The organism is Paenibacillus sp. FSL H7-0714, assembly GCF_038003765.1.
Classification (GTDB): Bacteria; Bacillota; Bacilli; order Paenibacillales; family Paenibacillaceae; genus Paenibacillus_AQ.
In genome coordinates, this window is sequence record NZ_JBBOPT010000001.1 from 6,694,750 (window position 1) to 6,712,174 (window position 17,425).

Annotated in this window: 11 protein-coding genes; 5 read left to right on the forward strand and 6 right to left on the reverse strand. The window is 44.5% G+C overall.

What is annotated here, in order from left to right; all coding sequences use genetic code 11:
• Positions 1-30 precede the first annotated feature (30 nt).
• Positions 31-1,539: a cardiolipin synthase gene (cls, locus tag NST34_RS30200; protein ID WP_042192502.1), complete on the reverse strand. Its 1,509-nt coding sequence runs from the start codon at positions 1,537-1,539 to the stop codon at positions 31-33.
• A gap of 227 nt (positions 1,540-1,766) precedes the next feature.
• Between cls and NST34_RS30205 the strand changes: the two genes are divergently transcribed.
• The 3 genes from NST34_RS30205 to NST34_RS30215 all read left to right on the forward strand — a co-directional run bounded on the left by NST34_RS30205 (position 1,767) and on the right by NST34_RS30215 (position 6,174).
• Positions 1,767-2,684 carry a TetR/AcrR family transcriptional regulator gene (locus tag NST34_RS30205; protein ID WP_341129360.1) on the forward strand — a complete coding sequence of 306 codons (918 nt, stop codon included), beginning with the start codon at positions 1,767-1,769 and terminating at the stop codon, positions 2,682-2,684.
• A 114-nt stretch (positions 2,685-2,798) separates the two neighbouring features.
• Entirely contained in the window at positions 2,799-5,984 is a 3,186-nt protein-coding gene (locus NST34_RS30210) for an efflux RND transporter permease subunit (RefSeq protein WP_341129361.1), read from the forward strand.
• A 25-nt stretch (positions 5,985-6,009) separates the two neighbouring features.
• The gene (locus NST34_RS30215; protein ID WP_341129362.1) at positions 6,010-6,174 is read left to right on the forward strand and encodes a hypothetical protein; all 165 of its coding nucleotides are present in this window, start codon (positions 6,010-6,012) and stop codon (positions 6,172-6,174) included.
• A 383-nt stretch (positions 6,175-6,557) separates the two neighbouring features.
• Here the strand turns inward: NST34_RS30215 and NST34_RS30220 are convergent, their stop codons facing one another.
• Positions 6,558-7,250: a TorD/DmsD family molecular chaperone gene (locus tag NST34_RS30220; protein WP_341129363.1), complete on the reverse strand. Its 693-nt coding sequence runs from the start codon at positions 7,248-7,250 to the stop codon at positions 6,558-6,560.
• A gap of 415 nt (positions 7,251-7,665) precedes the next feature.
• Between NST34_RS30220 and moaA the strand changes: the two genes are divergently transcribed.
• Entirely contained in the window at positions 7,666-8,667 is a 1,002-nt protein-coding gene (moaA, locus tag NST34_RS30225) for a GTP 3',8-cyclase MoaA (protein WP_341129364.1), read from the forward strand.
• 91 nt (positions 8,668-8,758) lie between these two features.
• On the opposite strand, the gene NST34_RS30230 is transcribed toward moaA, so the two are convergent.
• From NST34_RS30230 to NST34_RS30245, 4 genes are all read right to left on the reverse strand, one after another.
• A complete protein-coding gene (locus NST34_RS30230; protein WP_341129365.1) occupies positions 8,759-12,181 on the reverse strand; it encodes an S-layer homology domain-containing protein in 3,423 nt (1,140 codons plus the stop codon).
• A 130-nt stretch (positions 12,182-12,311) separates the two neighbouring features.
• Positions 12,312-13,364: a sensor histidine kinase gene (locus tag NST34_RS30235; protein WP_341129366.1), complete on the reverse strand. Its 1,053-nt coding sequence runs from the start codon at positions 13,362-13,364 to the stop codon at positions 12,312-12,314.
• Complete coding sequence (locus NST34_RS30240; protein WP_076285637.1) at positions 13,361-14,038, reverse strand: response regulator transcription factor; 678 nt, start codon at positions 14,036-14,038, stop codon at positions 13,361-13,363. The genes NST34_RS30235 and NST34_RS30240 overlap by 4 nt, the downstream gene beginning before the upstream one ends.
• A complete protein-coding gene (locus tag NST34_RS30245; protein WP_341129367.1) occupies positions 13,968-15,824 on the reverse strand; it encodes an ABC transporter ATP-binding protein in 1,857 nt (618 codons plus the stop codon). The genes NST34_RS30240 and NST34_RS30245 overlap by 71 nt, the downstream gene beginning before the upstream one ends.
• Positions 15,825-16,192: 368 nt before the next feature.
• Here NST34_RS30245 and NST34_RS30250 point away from each other — a divergent pair, with 368 nt between their 5' ends.
• A complete protein-coding gene (locus NST34_RS30250) occupies positions 16,193-17,425 on the forward strand; it encodes an MFS transporter (protein ID WP_371915739.1) in 1,233 nt (410 codons plus the stop codon).

A 17,425-nucleotide genomic window follows, 5' to 3' on the forward strand; every position in this document is an offset into this window, starting at 1 on the left:
CCCTCCGCGGTGGTTTAATCTGTAATGAAGTTATAGTAATGGAGACATTAATCTGGCGGCAGATTCCAGTATACGTACCACCATGCGTTTATTCATAAAGGTCTCATGCACAATCTGAGTGGTGGACAATAAATCCCGTTCAAAATCAGCAACGATTCGTGTAACACTCTCTGTCTGAAGAAGCAATGCGTTTACCTCAAAGTTAAGATGGAAGCTCCGCATGTCCATGTTTGCTGTACCAATAGTCGCTATTTCACCATCCACGATTAACAGCTTAGAGTGTATAAAGCCCTTCTCGTATTCATAAATCTTCACTCCAGCCTCCAGCAATGCCGGGAAATAAGAATGCGAAGCCAGAAACGGAATCCATTTATCCGGCTTAGCAGGGAATAACAAGCGAACATCTAGACCAGATATAGCCGCTACACGTATCGCAGTCAGGATATCCTCGTCCGGAATGAAATAAGGGCTGGCAATCCAAACTGATTTTTCAGCTGAGGTGATCATGGAGAAAAATATATTTTTGAGTGCACGGCGTTCATTGTCCGGCCCACTCGCAATGATCTGTACTGCTCCGTCCCCTGTCATAAAGTGTAGCTGTGGTGTGAGATAATCCTGCTCCAGTATTTTTTCACCTGTAGTATGCATCCAATCTTGCAAGAAGATGATTTGCATCGTCCGTACCGCTTCACCTCTAACTAACATATGGGTGTCACGCCAGAATCCATAAGTTTTGCTACGGCTTAGATATTCATCGCCCACATTGAGTCCACCCATGAAGCCGACATCACCGTCGATGACGACGATTTTTCGGTGATTCCGGTAATTAACCCGGCTAGAGAAAAAGGAGGTGGAATTACCGTACGATGCCACTTGTACTCCAGCATCAACCAACTCTTTCAAAAAAGCTTTAGAAAGCTGAAAACTACCCACAGCATCATACATAAATCGGACAGATACACCCGCACGCGCCTTTGCGATCAAAATCTGTTGAATACGCGTTCCAATGTGATCTGCACGGAAGATGTAATACTCCATATGTATATGGTGCTTCGCTTGTCGCAGCTCTAGCAGTAATGTACCAAACGTCTCTTCACCATTGGTAAGGATGCGCGTCTCTGAAGCAAAGGAAATAGGAGTACGCGCTAGAGTCTTGGATAATAATAGTAGTTTTTGACGCGAGGGGTCAAAGACCGACCAATCTTGATGCGTACGCAAAGCGTCATTCTCAATCCGCTCATAGGCCATAAGATCTCTTTGTGCTTTTTTATCATATTTACGACGTTTAAATACATTCTGTCCAAATAGAAAATAAAAGACCAAACCGAGCACCGGGATCAACGCAAGCAAAAGAATCCATGACATCGTAGTAGAAGGATTACGGTTCTCCATAAAAATAGCTAAGCTAATTGAAACGACTGTCAGTGTGGAGAAAATACTAATAATTGTTCCAGCAGTACTCCCAAAAATACCAAAACCAAAATAATAAAATGCTATGAAAGCCCCAATAATAATTATAGATTGAAGTCCTCTTCTCATATTGTACCTACCTTCTTATTCATAAAAGCAACACCAAAATGACACATTTTATATATTACATGAAGAACCTATATCTTCCTAGACAATTACTGTGTAAAAATCTATTTACAACAAAACTGTAACCCTTCTGTTCTGAAATTTGTAATGACAAGATGGATCGAATATAATTATTTTGACCGATTAGTCAATTATAGAACTGGGTAGTCAGAAAGGAGGTTATCCCCCCAATGAGCGATAAAACTGTGGACAAGCAGGAACAGATTATTAAGATCGCCATGCAGTTATTCGCTGTGAAAGGCTCTTCTTCCACGTCCATGCAAGAGATCGCCGAATTATGCGGAATTTCGAAGGGAAGCTTGTATCTAGTATTCAAATCCAAAGAAGAACTGGAACGCAGTATTTTTCTCTATTGTTACCGAATGATTCGTGATCCCTTATTACGTGAAGAACAAGAAACCCAAAGAACACCGCGTGAAAAGCTTAGGAATCAAATAGAAATTCTACTGAGTCATGTGTACGAATTACGTGAGTTCTTACAGCGTCAGATTCAGGAAGTTGCCGGAAAAGGATTTGATACAGAAGTACCGGAATGGCTGCGTAGAAACAATGCTTCCTTCTTGCGCTGGTTTCAGGTGAAGATGGAGACCCTTTATGGAAAAGACATCATTCCCTATACCGGAGATTTATGTATTGTAGGTCATGGACTAATCAAATCATATATTGCCGTTATTTTTCGTCAGGATACCCACTTGTCCCTTGCCGTTATGGCTGATCATCTAATGAATCTACTAGATATTATTGTAGCTGGTCTTCTTACAAGTAAGCAGGCTCCTCTCATCAACTCTACTATTCTAGCAAGCTGGATGGAGGAGAATGAGGAGAGTAAGCGCAAGAATCCACTGCAGATCATTAAGGACATGAAGACTGTGGTCAGTAAATTAGATAGTATAGAACCCGAAGAGTCAGCCGATTTGCTGGAATCACTCAACATTCTAGAAGGTGAAGTTCTCTTACCACACCCACGCAAAGCAATCATACAGGGGATGTTGTCCAACCTCCAATCCTGCTCAGAGCTCACTACACCATTGGAAGAATTGAGGAAGCTGGTTACCTCTTTTTCAAATCATTCATGCTTATTTCGTTAATTGCTCTATAAAGAGTTCGTGAGAGAGAAGAACATGGATAGCGAGTATTATAAATTTTCAAAATGGCGCCCTATTTCGTAAAGAAAAGGCCCGAGAGGAGCAGAAACAAAACTTATGAAAAGCTTAATTAATTTCTCGCTCAGGAACAAATTTGCCATTTGGCTTCTGACGATAATTATTGTATTTGCCGGTTTGTATAGCGGACTGACAATGAAGCAAGAAACCTTACCTAATATTAGTATACCCTATCTTAGCGTAACAACTATTTATCCGGGGGCTGCACCAGAAGGCGTCGTTAATGATGTCAGTAAACCGTTGGAGCAAAAGCTGCGCAATGTGGATGGTGTAAAGACAATCACCTCCACTTCTCTGGAGAATGCCTCCAGTATCCAAATCGAGTTTGATTATGGAACAAATCTGGATAATGCTACAGCAGCTGTTCGCGAAGCGCTGAATGAGGTCTCATTGCCAGACAATGTGCAAAAGCCTTCCATTTCCCGTTTTAGCCTTAGCTCAATGCCTGTCGTCTCCCTTAGTTTATCGAATGGAGATTCAGAAGATCTCGAGGAACTAACCCGTATTGCCGAGAACGATATTCGTCCTGCCCTTGAAGATGTTGAGGGTGTTGCTTCTATTCAAATCTCTGGACAATACGTCAAAGAAGTTTCGCTTAAGTTCAATCAAGAGAAGCTCAAGCAATACGGACTGACCGAAGATACGGTTAAAGGGATCATTCAAGGCTCTTCCCTCCGTGTTCCACTAGGACTGTTCGAGATGGACAAAGCTCAAAAGGCAGTTGTCGTGGATGGCAACATTACCACCGTTGAAGATCTTAAAAATGTGACCATTCCAGTTATGCCAACTGGTGCAGCGAGCGCTGCTGGCGCTGGGGCTCCTGGAGCTGGCGCTACCGGTGCAGGTGCCGGAAGTACAGCTGGTGCAGGCGCTGCTGGCGGAGCTGCTGGCGGAGCTACTGGCGGAGCTGCAAATATGGGATTGCCAACCGTGAAGCTGGGAGAGCTTGCTACAATTGAGGTTGTTGGGAATTCTGAATCGATCTCCCGTACGAATGGTAAAGAATCGATCGGTATCCAGATTGTAAAAGCCAACGATGCCAACACTGTTGATGTCGTAAATGGTGTTAAGGACAAAACTGAAGAATTAAAAGCACAATATAAAGGCATTGACCTTACAGTTCTGCTTGACCAAGGTAAGCCGATTGAGGACTCCGTAAATACAATGTTGTCCAAAGCTGTATTTGGCGCCCTTTTCGCAGTAATTATCATTTTGGTCTTCCTGCGGAATATTCGTTCGACGATCATTTCTATCATCTCTATTCCTTTATCATTGCTGATCGCAGTATTATGTCTGCGTCAAATGGACATTACGCTTAATATGATGACCCTTGGTGCGATGACCGTTGCCATCGGACGGGTAGTCGATGACTCGATTGTCGTCATAGAGAACATATACCGGCGACTCTCGTTATCTGGCGAGAAGCTAAAAGGCCGGGAATTAATCAGTGCAGCCACTCGTGAAATGTTCGTACCAATCATGTCCTCTACGATTGTAACCATCGCGGTATTCTTACCGCTTGCTCTAGTAAGTGGTATGGTTGGAGAGCTGTTCTTGCCTTTCGCTTTAACCATGGTCTTCGCCCTGCTCGCTTCGTTGGTAGTTGCGATTACCCTGGTTCCTGCAATGGCACACTCCCTGTTCCGCAACGGATTGAAAGGTAAGAAGACGCATAGTGAGAAACCAGACAGAATGTCTGCTGGTTACCAAAAAATTCTGAACTGGTGTCTTTCCCATAAACTCGTTACGTTCGGAGTAGCGGTTCTGCTCCTTGCGGGCAGCTTGTTCCTGATCAAGCCTATCGGCGTTAGCTTTATGCCTTCCCAAGAGGATAAAACGGTTATGCTAACCTACTCACCGAAGGCTGGACAAAGAACTGAAGAAGTTCAAGAACAAGGTCTGAAAGCTGAGAAATATATTTTAGCGCAACAGCATGTAGATAAAATGCAATATTCCATTGGTGGCGGCGGCCCGATGGGTATGGGCGGATCCAGCAACTCAGGACTCTTTTTCATCGTTTACGATAGTAATACTCCTGATTTCGAAAATGTAAAAGAGAAGTTGATCGAAGGCCTAACCGCAGAAGTCCCAGATGGTGTGTGGGGCGATATGTCCGCGATGATGAGCGGAGGTATGGGTGGAAGCACGTTAACCGTGAATGTATTCGGAGACGAACTAGATCAAATTAAGCCGGTAGCAGATGAGATCGCCAAGATCGTACAGGCTGACACCACTAATTTCAAGGATGGCGAAACAAGTCTCAAAGAAGCTTACGATCAATATACGATTGTAGCGGATCAAGAAAAGCTTAGCTCCCTTGGACTTACAGCGGGACAAATTGCGATGAAGCTTGCTCCTGCAGGTACACGTCCAGTACTCACAGAAGTAGAAATGGACGGCAAGAACTACAAAGTCTATATCGAAACTGATAAAGAAACGTATAAGAGCATTAAAGAAATGGAAGAGGCTACATTGACTTCACCACTAGGCATTTCCGTGCCAATCGGGCAAGTCGCTAAAATTGAAAACGGCTCTTCCCCTGACTCGATTACTCGGATGGACGGTAAGATGAAGGTGGATGTCACTGCCGAGATTATTTCAAGTGACGTCAATAGTGCTTCAAACCTCGTGAAGGAAAAAATAGATGCTATGGAATTACCAGATGGCGTGACGGTTAGCTTCGGTGGTGTAACCGAGCAGATCAATGACACATTTGGTCAATTAGGTATTGCTATGGCGGCTGCTATTGCCATCGTATACTTCGTGCTTGTGGTTACGTTTGGCGGTGGATTAGCTCCATTTGCTATCCTGTTCTCACTTCCTTTCACCATTATCGGGGTACTCGTAGCCCTTCTGATCGCTGGGGAAACCTTAAACGTCTCCTCCCTCATGGGTGCGTTGATGTTGATTGGTATTGTAGTCACGAATGCCATTGTCCTCATCGACCGCGTTATTCATAAGGAAAAAGAAGGAATGACCACACGTCAAGCCTTGCTTGAAGCAGGCGGCACACGTTTACGTCCAATCCTGATGACTGCACTTGCAACGATTGGTGCATTGCTGCCACTGGTTACAGGACTTGAAAACAGTGCAGGGATCATCTCCAAAGGGCTAGGCGTTACCGTTATCGGCGGCTTGATCAGCTCCACGCTGCTGACACTTGTAGTAGTGCCAGTCGTGTATGAATTCCTGATGAAATTCCGCAGTAAAAAGGTAATTGACTAGAACACTTGATGCATATCAAGTAAACATGCTAAATGAAGAAGCTGTCTACAAAGTAGTGAATACTACTTATGGGGCAGCTTCTTTTTTATGGAATGGGCAAAGTAACCCAGTAGACTTTTGTAGGTGGGAGATGAGTGGTTGGACGGGCGGGGGATTGACGATAGGCGGTTGTGCGGTAGGCGGTGCATGATTTGCGATGGGTAGTTGTGCGGTGGACAGTAGGTCTAAACTAATTAGGGAAAAACTCCCTAAAAATTTCCGATAATCACTCTAAATGTACGAAATTAGGGAATTCCTCCCTAAAAAATAGCTAATTCACCTGATTTAGCGCCAAATCAGGTGAATTATAGGGAGGTTTTCCCTAATTACATGTCTTATGACCAATAATTTCAGAGTTTTAGGGAGAAATTCCCTAATTATTCTTCTAGAGCTTCACTTGGATCGTCATTTGGGACTTCACTCAGATCTTCATTTCATCGCTCCACTTAGAGCTTCAATTAAATCGCTATTTACACTTCCATAGCACGAAAAACCCGACCTAATATATAGGCCGGGCTCTGCATTATAGTGTTCTTATACCATTGCTGTTGCACTGCTCTCCAGCGAAGCTCTCCATGAACGCAGCATCTGCAGATCAAGGGGGAGAAACTCAGCGAGCATATGGGAAAGCCCCAAATACAACGTACTATTCGTTGCTGCATTTAACTTCTCACAGAACTGTGGAGTCCATTGCAGTAAATGATCTTCCAAAAAGGCTACCTGAATATCAAGTAAATCCATAGCACTTCTAATTGAGAAGCTATTGTACAACATCCGCTCATGCATTACTGCCATAAATTCCAGCTCAATAGCAATATGATCATCAGCTTCACCATTACATTTATTAAATACAATTCCTGCTGATGTATACACATCAGCAAGCACGTTGCAGAAATCTTCAGAACGACCCAGAATAGCAGCTTCACGTAATTTAAAGGAGCTTACTGTCTGTTCGTGCATAAGCCGTTTATACTCTTGGGTCTCTTGCTCACATATATGGGGGAGCTTATTCGGTTCCTGACTCAGATAGCGCTTCAGTTCCCGTCCGCCTTCCGTCATCTCTGCAGCAACACTCATCTTGCGATTGCGGCTCCACTGAGCCACAAGTGAGAGTGATGGTTTTCTGCCCAAAAAATCCACTAAAAGCTGATATATTAATCCCCGACTTTCCAACCAATGGCTAAATGCCTCCGGCACGGCGAGCGATGGAACAGTTTGCATAGTCATTTTGCAAATCCTCCTCATTGGGTTTCCCGGTCACACACCGTCACATGATCGACGTGCAATTTCCGGTATCCTTTCTGTTTTCGCAAAAGTGAACGTAAAAGTAATCCGCACCTAGATTATATCGGATATTAAAAACGCTTTCCGTGAGCATTCTATGACTAATCTCTTCATTTGTCGTACTTTTGTCACATTTTTGCAAGTCTATTTCGGCTTTGTCATTCTATTTAGTTTGTCCATTATTATGCAATTAAATCACAACCCTCCTTATTCAAATAGGTGGAGTTTAACCCGTTCAATAGTTTGATCATTGACGTACCCGCGAGCGATCTTTAAAATTCTAAACAAGTATAAACACCTTCGCCTCCTCTTAAGGCGGGAAGCATTCAAAACACCAACAAATGAAGGGAGCAACGCTATGGAGCCGCTGACGGACCCTTTTGGACGTTTACATGACTACATCCGCATTTCGGTTACCGACCGCTGCAACCTGCGTTGCATTTATTGTATGCCAGCGGAAGGGATGGAATTCCAGCCGCAGGACGAGATTCTGAGCTATGAGGAAATCACCGCAGTTGTGGAATCGCTAGCACCACTTGGATTACGCAAGGTACGGCTAACAGGTGGAGAACCTCTTGTACGCAAAGACCTGGAGAAGCTAGTAACTATGATATCCGCCATTCCGGGGATCGAGGATATTTCACTGACTACGAACGGATTAATGCTTCCAGCTAAAGCAGCACTGCTAAAAGAAGCCGGGTTGTCACGGGTGAATATCAGTCTGGACTCTTTACGGCAAGATCGCTTCTCTATGATTACACGCGGCGGTGAGGTCTCCAAGGTACTAAAGGGGATCGAGGCAGCACAAGCTGCCGGGCTGGAGCCGATCAAGCTTAACGTTGTATTGATGAAAGGGATTAATGATGACGAGATCAAAGACTTCATCTCCCTTACGTTGAACAGTCCACTAAATGTACGTTTTATTGAATATATGCCCATCGGAAGTGCTACTGATTCTTGGCGCCAATCCTATCTGCCGCTGGAAACTGTAATAGAAGCTTGTACTTCAGCTGGTTGGGAAACCGAGGAAGCTGAGATGCCATCTGGTAATGGCCCTTCCCAGAATCGGCGGGTTATTGGAGCGCAAGGAACGTTCGGATTAATCCATCCCGTAAGCGATCACTTTTGCGATAACTGCAATCGACTAAGACTAACAGCAGATGGCCATATCAAAGCTTGTCTGTATTGGGAAGATGAGTACAATGTCCGCCCCCTAATAAGCGATCCCGCAGCAGTGCAGGCCTTATTCCGCAAAGCTCTGGGTAACAAGCCACATAACCACGAAATGGCATTAGCCTTGGAGAAAAAAGCACAAAGCCACACGCCGACGGCTCGGCGTATGTCTCAAATTGGAGGCTAGTCCGTCTCATTAAAAATGCCGCTTTCCCCAAGCCATCTGGGAAAAGCGGCGTTTCATTTAGAGATTAAAGGATAGCCTTCACCATCCACTATTATAGATATAGAGCCTCGAGCAGCTTGTAAAGCGTCGTTGCTGCCTCCGCTCTTGTAGCATTGTTCTCAGGTCTGAATGTGTTATCCTCGAATCCACCCAAAATACCCGCTTCAACACCCGCTTTTACAGATGCCTGTGCCCATTGTGGAATGGAGGTAAGATCCGCGAAGTCCCCCTCTTTATCCGTTTGCTTATGGGCATTAGCCTTCAAAGCATTCGCGAGCATAACTGACATTTCGGCACGGGTAATCTTTTCTGAAGGCTCGAAGAACATTTTGCCGTTCACATCATATCCACGAAGGATTCCGGCATTTACCGCCGCTGCTACATCATCTGCAGCCCAAGCTGGAATTGCACTTTGATCCGCGAATTTCACTGTGCTACCTGTTGATTGCAAACCAAGCGCCCGTACAATCATAGAAGCGAACTGTGTCCGAGTAATATCCTCATTCGGACGGAAGGTATGATCCTCGTACCCTTTCATGACACCCATACCGATTAGACGGTCTGTAAACGCCGTGGACCAATGAGTATTCAAATCGGTAATCGATGGGGCCTGATAATTAAACACAGCATATTTGGCAAGCTGATTTAAGCTTGCAGTTATAGTCCCACCCGTTTGACTCTGACCACCAACATAAATCCACTTTTTAAGCTGTTCGTTGTAATAGTAGATAGCTGCTTTATGCCCCGATGTAATCTTGGTCGCATCGTAATTGAGGGACAGTTTCACAGGCTTATTGAGCATGCCTGCCTTGTCACTAGTAAGCTCTACTGCTGCACTCACAGCCTGAAGAGCGCCCATTGCTGGTGTCTCATCAGCAGCAATAACCGAAAAGGCAATTTCGCTGTTACCAGACAACGCTCCAGCCGGAATCGTAAAGCTGCCCACGTCTTTAAGTGTGCCCGTTCCTCCCTGCTGTGCTTTTACCTCCAATTCCACACGCGGAGTTGTAGAAGGCTGCTCTGTAGGAGATGGCGCCGCGGTAGGAGCTGGAGTTGCAACTGGTCCGTTGCCTCCTCCGTTATTATTCCCCTCTCCACTGCTAGTGCCCGCAGTTACAACTACTGTGCGTACAATCTCAGTAGCTGCATTGCCAGCCAAATCTGTCGCATTGTACTTCAGTGTATAGGTTCCTGGAGTCTGAACATCCACTGTTCCCGTCACCAGGATAGAGCCTGCAATCCCAACCTTGTCAGTAACGTCTGCGCCCGGGTCCTTGAAGTCATCCCCTTGGGTCAGACTAAGACGGCTATCCCCCTTCAGGGTAATCACAGGTGCTGTACGATCGATATTCACAGCAAGCGGCAATGTTGTCTTATTTTCTAAAGAATCCGTTGCCTTGAATTGCAGTTGATGTTGGCCTTCATCCGAAATCTCAACCACTTTCCCACTTTTATAGGGCAGGAAATTTCCGTTTACATCAGTCGCTAATTGAATGGATACATCTGCACCAGGAATATATACGCTAGCATACACGCTTACCGAAACACTCTGATTTGTCCAGTCACCACTTAAATAAGCTTGTCCGTTCTCAGTCTTTAATGTGCTATGAAGCGCCAATGGGGTGATACTATCATCTCCGCTTAGCGTTACTTCAAAAGACTTCGTTTCCGTAGCCAATCCCCGCTGAATTGTAGCTGTTAAGGTCAGCTTCGTATCCTTCTTAGGTTGGAAGATGATTTTACCTTCGTTCGTCATTAGAACCGGATTGGAGCTTTTCCACACAATACTTGTCCCGTGTTTGCCTTCGGTAGGCAACGTTAGATCAGAAGTTACTGCGCTTGTGTCTCCTAGATCTAATGCAGTCATAGTATCGTTAACTGCCTGCTGATCGCTGTACGACTCCACATCCACAAAAATCGGATTGGAATAAAACCACATATCACTATAATTACGGGCGTTGATTTCTTCGAAACGAGTCAGGTTATCGACGGTATTATTTTTTGGATCAATCTGCGGTTCACCGTTAACCGTTTCTCCCGCAACATCAGTTCCAAGGTTAGTCCCTCTTAACCGGAAATAACGATCCTTGTCCGCTGCCTCTACCTTATACTTAATAACATTGTAGCCTTCGGAATCTGTAGTCCAGTCCTCGCTTGTGAAGCGTTTCAACACTTTTGTTGTATCGTTAGTCGCTTTGGTGTAATCAGGTGTACCTGGATCAACCTTGCCATGGACTTCACCGGAGATCAAATCTACATGATCTACCTTAACAGCGTCGCCATTATTATTTTGCTGTGGACTTTTGAAACGGATCGTAAGCTCTAGGTCGTCCCCTTGTTTTACGTCCAGTTCTCCACCCATTTCTTCCTCTTGTCCATCTCCAGACACGTTAAACTCTAATGCGTTGATGAGATCCCCAAAAACAGAGAAGGATTTCCCTGACCGCATGCCATCTACGACAGCGTTAATATCGGAGCCATCCACCCAGGTATAGTTCTTGGAATACTCACCAGGCCAGTAACCGCTGGAAAATTGATCATTTTTTGTTTTGAAATGAAAATCTGAGTTAGCAAAATTCCAAAATCTGCGGCCCTCACCCAGCAGTGCGTCCCACATTCCTCCAAGCTGTGCAACCTTGACGTCTGTACCTCCGTAAGTCTCAGGCGTCTCTCCCCGATCACTCGCCATCTGATTGCCCAGCATACCTTCAAAGCCGAAGACAAGATTCGGATCGATATTGTTAAAGTCACGGATATCCTCTACTTTAAGCTCCGAGCTTGTGCCATTTTTTCTGGAGGGGTGATTGATCAGTACATAGCTATCTGGATAATGACTACTTAGCCATTTCATAGCTGTGCGAGTATCTTCTTTTGTAGAAAAAGCTCTACTATCCGCCGTACTCCACTCAGCCACATCTGCCGGATCGAACATACTTACATCACGATTAGTAAATAAATATTCAAATTGATTAATAGCCTTCAAAGCTTCTGCGGACCCTGGATGATCTGTAACAATCCCAACTGCAGCATGATCGTATTGGGGCATATCCCACTCAAAGCCGGAAAAAATAATTTTCCCAGCATATTTGCCTTCTGCCTGTAACTTCTTAATTTTCTCATTCTGATAATCCACAATACCTTGTGACATCGGAATGGAGCCGCCAGGGAGATTCACCCCTTCGTCATCCCGGTCAGATACCCGAAGGTGATCAGCCAGTGTCATCCAGTCAAAACCATTTTGTTCAAATGCAGCATCGAGCACACTTTTCAATGACTCCTGAGCATCGTTCGATTCAAACGTATGTGCATGGTATTCACCTGTCATCCATTTTCCTGAATGTTCAGAAGCTGTAGACGTGATATCAGGCGCTGATTCTCCTGAAGCACCATAAACTGTCTGTAATGAAAAGTTGGGTGCTAACAATAATACGGCAAGCGAACTAGTTAGAAAAACGCGAATTTTGCTCTTCTTCAAAATGATTAATCCTCCGATGTCTTTTGGATTTTCGTAGATTCTATATTTAGAATAGTAGAAAATTGTAAAGACATGTCGGATTTTGTTGCATGTTTATGTAAATATTCATATTTACATAAACAATGCCGATTTATTTCTTTGGCATAGGCAAGCTCACTACAAAAGCCGTTCCTTCACCCGGTCGGCTGGCCACGGTTACTTTACCGTTATGCAGCTCAACGATCTTCTTAACCAGTGATAGGCCCAGGCCACTACCGCCCCCGCTTGCTGTTCTAGCTTTGTCTGCCTTATAGAAACGATCAAAGATGCGGGGTAAGTCTTCTTCAGAGATACCAATCCCACTATCTTGAATCTCCACCTCTACCCGCTCATCTACCGTTCGAAGCTTGATATGAATGCATCCATTCTCGGGAGTGAATTTAATGCTGTTATGAAGAAGATTAGTCCAGACCTGGGTCATTAAATCTTTTACCGCAGTTACATTCACTTCTTCCAGTTCGGCCTCTACCTCAATATTTTTCTCCAGCCACTGTGGCTCAGAAGCCAGAATTGTATCTCTAAGCTGTTTGTCCAGACGATAAACCTGATTTTCAAACGGAAAATTACCCGATTCGAGCGCTGATAGCTTCAATAAATTATCACTGAGCCCAGATACGCGGGTACTCTCAGCCACAATAATATCAATATAGTGCCTCTTACTCTCCATACTTAAGGTTTCGTCCTGCAGCGCAAGCGCAAACCCTCGAATGGAGGTTAGCGGGGATTGAATTTCATGTGATACATTGGAGATAAAATCCTGGCGCATGGTCTCCATCTGACTCAGCTCACTAGCCATTTCGTTAATGCTCTCTACAATTTCGCCGAATTCACGGTATTCCCTATTTTGTTCAAGTACAACATCAAAGTCTCCCTTGGAAATACGGCGAATTCCTTCAATAACCGATTTATAAAAGACACGTTCCCAGCCACGAAAGAAAATAGAAAATAAGAAAAAGACCAGCAGTAAAATCACAAAGCCAACTAGAAAGGTGACCAATTGCAAAACATACTTCGAGGAAGGCCAGCCATATGCAGCATTCACTTGGTTCATTAGAAAATAAGCCGCAGTCCAGCAAAGCGCAGCTGCAACAAGAAAGAGAATAAACATCAAAACATGCTTCACAATATCTTTAAACAAGTTCATGCATGCCCCTCCAACCGATACCCTAGACCACGTATCGTACGAATAACGAATCCATAGTTATCCTGATTGAACCGTTCACGCAAACGATTGATATGCACATCGAGTGTCCGCTCATTCCCTTCAAAATCATAACCCCAAATTTCTTCGATCAGCCTGTCTCTTGTCAATGTTTGCCCCGGATAGCTGCCCAGCTTAAACAACAGCTCAAATTCCTTAAGCGGCAAGGTAATTTCCCCATACTCTGAAGAGACCTCGTAGGTTTTGCGATTCATACGCAATCGGCCTACGGTCACACTTTGCGCGGCAGAAATCTGATATCGTTTAAGCAGCGCCTTTACTCTCGCAATAAGTACAACCGGCTCAAATGGCTTGACCAAATAATCATCACTACCCAGCTCAAAGCCTTTTACAATTTGTGAGGTTTCCCCTTTGGCTGTCAGCATTAAAATCGGGAAATCATAGTTCTGGCGCATCCGCCGGCATAGCTCCCAGCCGTCCATGTTGGGCATCATCACATCAATAATAGCTAAATCTATGTTATTGCCTTCCAGAATCTGAAGAGCCTCCAGTCCATCGGAAGCTCCATAGATCTCATCCATTCCTTCAGCTCTCAGAAATACTTCTACCAATTCGCGAATGTGCGGATCGTCGTCCACTACTAGTATTTTTGTCATGTAGCACTGGAGCCTCCTCTTCAATGTCCTGAACCTCGGGGTTATTCATCTGTAGCTGCTGGGTGGCAAATTCACGATACAGCTCATGGTTTTCCAGTAGTTCCTCATGATTTCCCTTTCCGGTAATTTGACCTTTTTCCATAAAAATAATCTGCTCTGCATTTACAACAGTAGCCAAACGGTGCGCAATTACAATCGTAGTCCGACCCTTCATCAGATTGGACAGTGCCTTCTGCACCACGGCTTCTGATTGGCTATCCAAACTGGAAGTGGCTTCATCAAGCATAAGAATCTTCGGGTTCCGCAGCAGTGCTCTAGCAATAGCAATCCGTTGCCGCTGTCCACCAGACAGCTTCACGCCTCTTTCGCCGACATCCGTATTATATCCTTCAGGAAGTGCATCAATAAAACCATCTGCATAAGCCATTGCTGCAGCTGCGTGCATCTCCTCCCTGCTAACGTCACGATCCAATCCATAGGTTAAATTCTCAGCAATCGTACCAGCCAACAGTGGACTTTCCTGCGAGACATACCCTATAAGCTTCCGCCACGAACGCAATGAGAATGTAGACACTGGCTTGTCACCCAGCTTTATCAGACCTGACTGAGGCTCGTAAAAACGTTCTAGCAACGAGAACAAAGTGGTCTTGCCGCCCCCGCTCGGTCCGACAATAGCCGTCACCTGACCAGGAAGCATCTGGAAGCTTACATCATTCAATACCTTCTCACCATTTTTATATCCAAAGCTTAATCCCTCTACTGAAATCGGACCTTCTGTGCCATTTGCCTCTTCCTGTCCCTCATATACTTCCTCTTCTGCTGCCAAGGTCTCAATAATACGCTCTGAGGCACCCTTAGCTTTCTGAATCTGTGTGAAGAACGTAGTCAGTTGAGTAAGTGGCATAATAATCTGAATAAGATAAAGAATAAAGGCGACCAGTTCTCCAGCCGTCAAGACACCGGAAGATACCTGCATCCCACCATAACCGATAATGACCACAAGCAGCATCATAAAAACAAAGGAGACGAGTGGACTGATCATCGCGCTAATCTTGCCTTCACGAATACCAAAGGAAAGCAGGTTCATAATTCCAGTCTTGCCTGCCTCGTACTCTTTTTTCTCTGCGCCTGAGGATTTGACCAGACGGATCTCAGATAAAACACCACTAAGTGTAGCAGTAAAAGAAGCTGTCTCATCTTGCATTCCTTTGGAAATTTTGTACATCTGCCGCCCAAGTGGTACTAGTATCAACGCAGAAAGTGGAAGAACAGTGAATAGAACAAGTGTCATTTTCCAATTTAAAAATAGCAGAACTGAGATCGAACCTACAATGGAGATCACTCCGGTAAATAAGCTGGCTAGATGTTCGGAAATCAGCGTTTTGATGATCCCTGTATCATTCGTCATGCGGCTGACACTTTCTCCCGTTCGGTTGTCATTATAATAAGCCACAGGCAGAACTAGAAATTTACGCCACAGTCGGTCCCGCAGACCTGCAACCATCTTCTGACCTGCATAATTGAGCAGATAGATAGAGATCCCTCCCGCAATGGTCTGCGCAATAAATGCAGCTGCTATACCCGCAATCTGCAGCTTGCTCACGGAGGCCAGAGAGAAGCCATCCACTAAGTTCTTAGTGAACATCGGGATGACCAGACTAACCAATGTCGATATCATGCTTAACGCAATGGCTATAGCCAATAAGCCGTATGAAGGCTTGGTTTCTCTTAGTAGCGTTAAGAACGGCTTCAGCGCCATCTTTCGCTTGGATTCGGATTTCTTCATGACAATGACTCCCCTTTTCTTAATAGCTCTACGAGAAAAGCTAGTAATATCTTTCTCGCCTTACATCCATCCTATCTGCAGATTGTAAACTGAAGTTAAACGCGCCGATCAGACAATACTGCCTTGTCATTTGCCATCCTGCGTGAATAGTCAAAGGCCAAAATAACGCCAGTTACACTTAGCGTTTGTACCTTCTACGCACGCGTTCACGCATTTTTTGTCGCTTATCGTCTCAAACATAAATAAAACCCAAAATAATGTAAAAAAGTAAAAAAGGGTGTTTGTATCCCTTTTCAACACGTGTTACAGTGATAGAAGGGCCTACTATTGGCCACTCTACTCCATGCAAGATATTTAGTGAGAAAGGAGTGAACCATTTGCGAAAAGGCGTTATTCCATCTTCTATCACGTCTTTAAAATGGTTCAATTTTTTTGTATATGGAACCATGGTCCTCTTCACCAGCTTCTTTCAACTATACCTGCTGGATGTAGGGATGAACAAATTAGAGATTGGTGTCTTATTCTCTATGGGAGCGCTAGTATCCATATTTGCAAATCCATTTTGGGCGTTCTTAACAGACCGTTCTCAGAATATACGGCGTATCGTTTTGCTAATGTTATTCGGAACGCTAGTGTTCTCACAGTTTATGTTTCGAGCAAATACATATGAAACGATCTACAACGCCATTATTTTGTTCTATTTCTTCCAAGGACCACTATTTGCTCAAAGCAACACGATGATTCTCAGCTATATTGACGGAACTAATCAGCGCTTCCGTTCTTTCCGGCTTTGGGGTTCAATAGGGTGGGCACTGATTGCGATTGTCGCCGGCTTTATCCTGGATTGGGCTGATGTATCCATCTTGACCTATCTGCTTACAGCGTTACTAGGTGCATCAATCCTATCCGTTCTTGTATTACCTAAAATTAACCATACCATTATGAGAGCTCCGATGCCGTATAAGGGCTTAAGTAAGTTGATTTTCAATCCTTTTTTCTTGTGCTTTTTATTGTTTGGTATTCTGGTATCCATTCCAAACACTATGAACACCACATTTATATCCTTGTATATTACGGATCTGGGCGGCTCAAAAAAAATGATTGGTCTTGCCGTATTCCTCTCCTCCATTTTGGAGGTAGGCGTATTCGTTCTCTGTGACCGGTTCCTGAAACGTAAAATTTCTGTTCTGCTCGGCTGGCTTGCATTGGTCAGTGGTTTGTTCGTTTTGCGTTGGTGGTTTATGGCTGATGCGACTACTGCCCTTCAAGTGGTGTTCATTCAAATTTTACACTGCATAACGTTCGGCGGCTTTTTCTATGTAGGTACCCAATTGACGATGCTCCTGATTCCACGGCCTTATCGCTCTTCCGGACAAGCGCTCTACACCCTAAGCTGGAGTGGGATATCCGGTTTCATTGGAGGTATTCTCGGAGGTTGGATGTATCAGTATCTGGGTGCACAAAGCATGTATCAGACGGGTGTATTTTTGACGCTTATTGGAACGCTTGGCTTTGGTTTCATGTGGCTCTTTGTTAGCCGTGGAGGGTATCGCCCCCCTTCAGAGGAAGATGAAGAGATCTTCGACATCGAAGCATTATAA

Coding starts and splice junctions, on each gene's coding strand:
- NST34_RS30205 (WP_341129360.1), top strand. CDS start 1,767: ATGAGCGATAAAACTGTGGACAAGCAGGAACAGATTATTAAGATCGCC.
- moaA (WP_341129364.1), top strand. CDS start 7,666: ATGGAGCCGCTGACGGACCCTTTTGGACGTTTACATGACTACATCCGC.
- NST34_RS30210 (WP_341129361.1), top strand. CDS start 2,799: ATGAAAAGCTTAATTAATTTCTCGCTCAGGAACAAATTTGCCATTTGG.
- cls (WP_042192502.1), bottom strand. CDS start 1,539: ATGAGAAGAGGACTTCAATCTATAATTATTATTGGGGCTTTCATAGCA.
- NST34_RS30240 (WP_076285637.1), bottom strand. CDS start 14,038: ATGACAAAAATACTAGTAGTGGACGACGATCCGCACATTCGCGAATTG.
- NST34_RS30215 (WP_341129362.1), top strand. CDS start 6,010: ATGCTAAATGAAGAAGCTGTCTACAAAGTAGTGAATACTACTTATGGG.
- NST34_RS30235 (WP_341129366.1), bottom strand. CDS start 13,364: ATGAACTTGTTTAAAGATATTGTGAAGCATGTTTTGATGTTTATTCTC.
- NST34_RS30245 (WP_341129367.1), bottom strand. CDS start 15,824: ATGAAGAAATCCGAATCCAAGCGAAAGATGGCGCTGAAGCCGTTCTTA.
- NST34_RS30220 (WP_341129363.1), bottom strand. CDS start 7,250: ATGACTATGCAAACTGTTCCATCGCTCGCCGTGCCGGAGGCATTTAGC.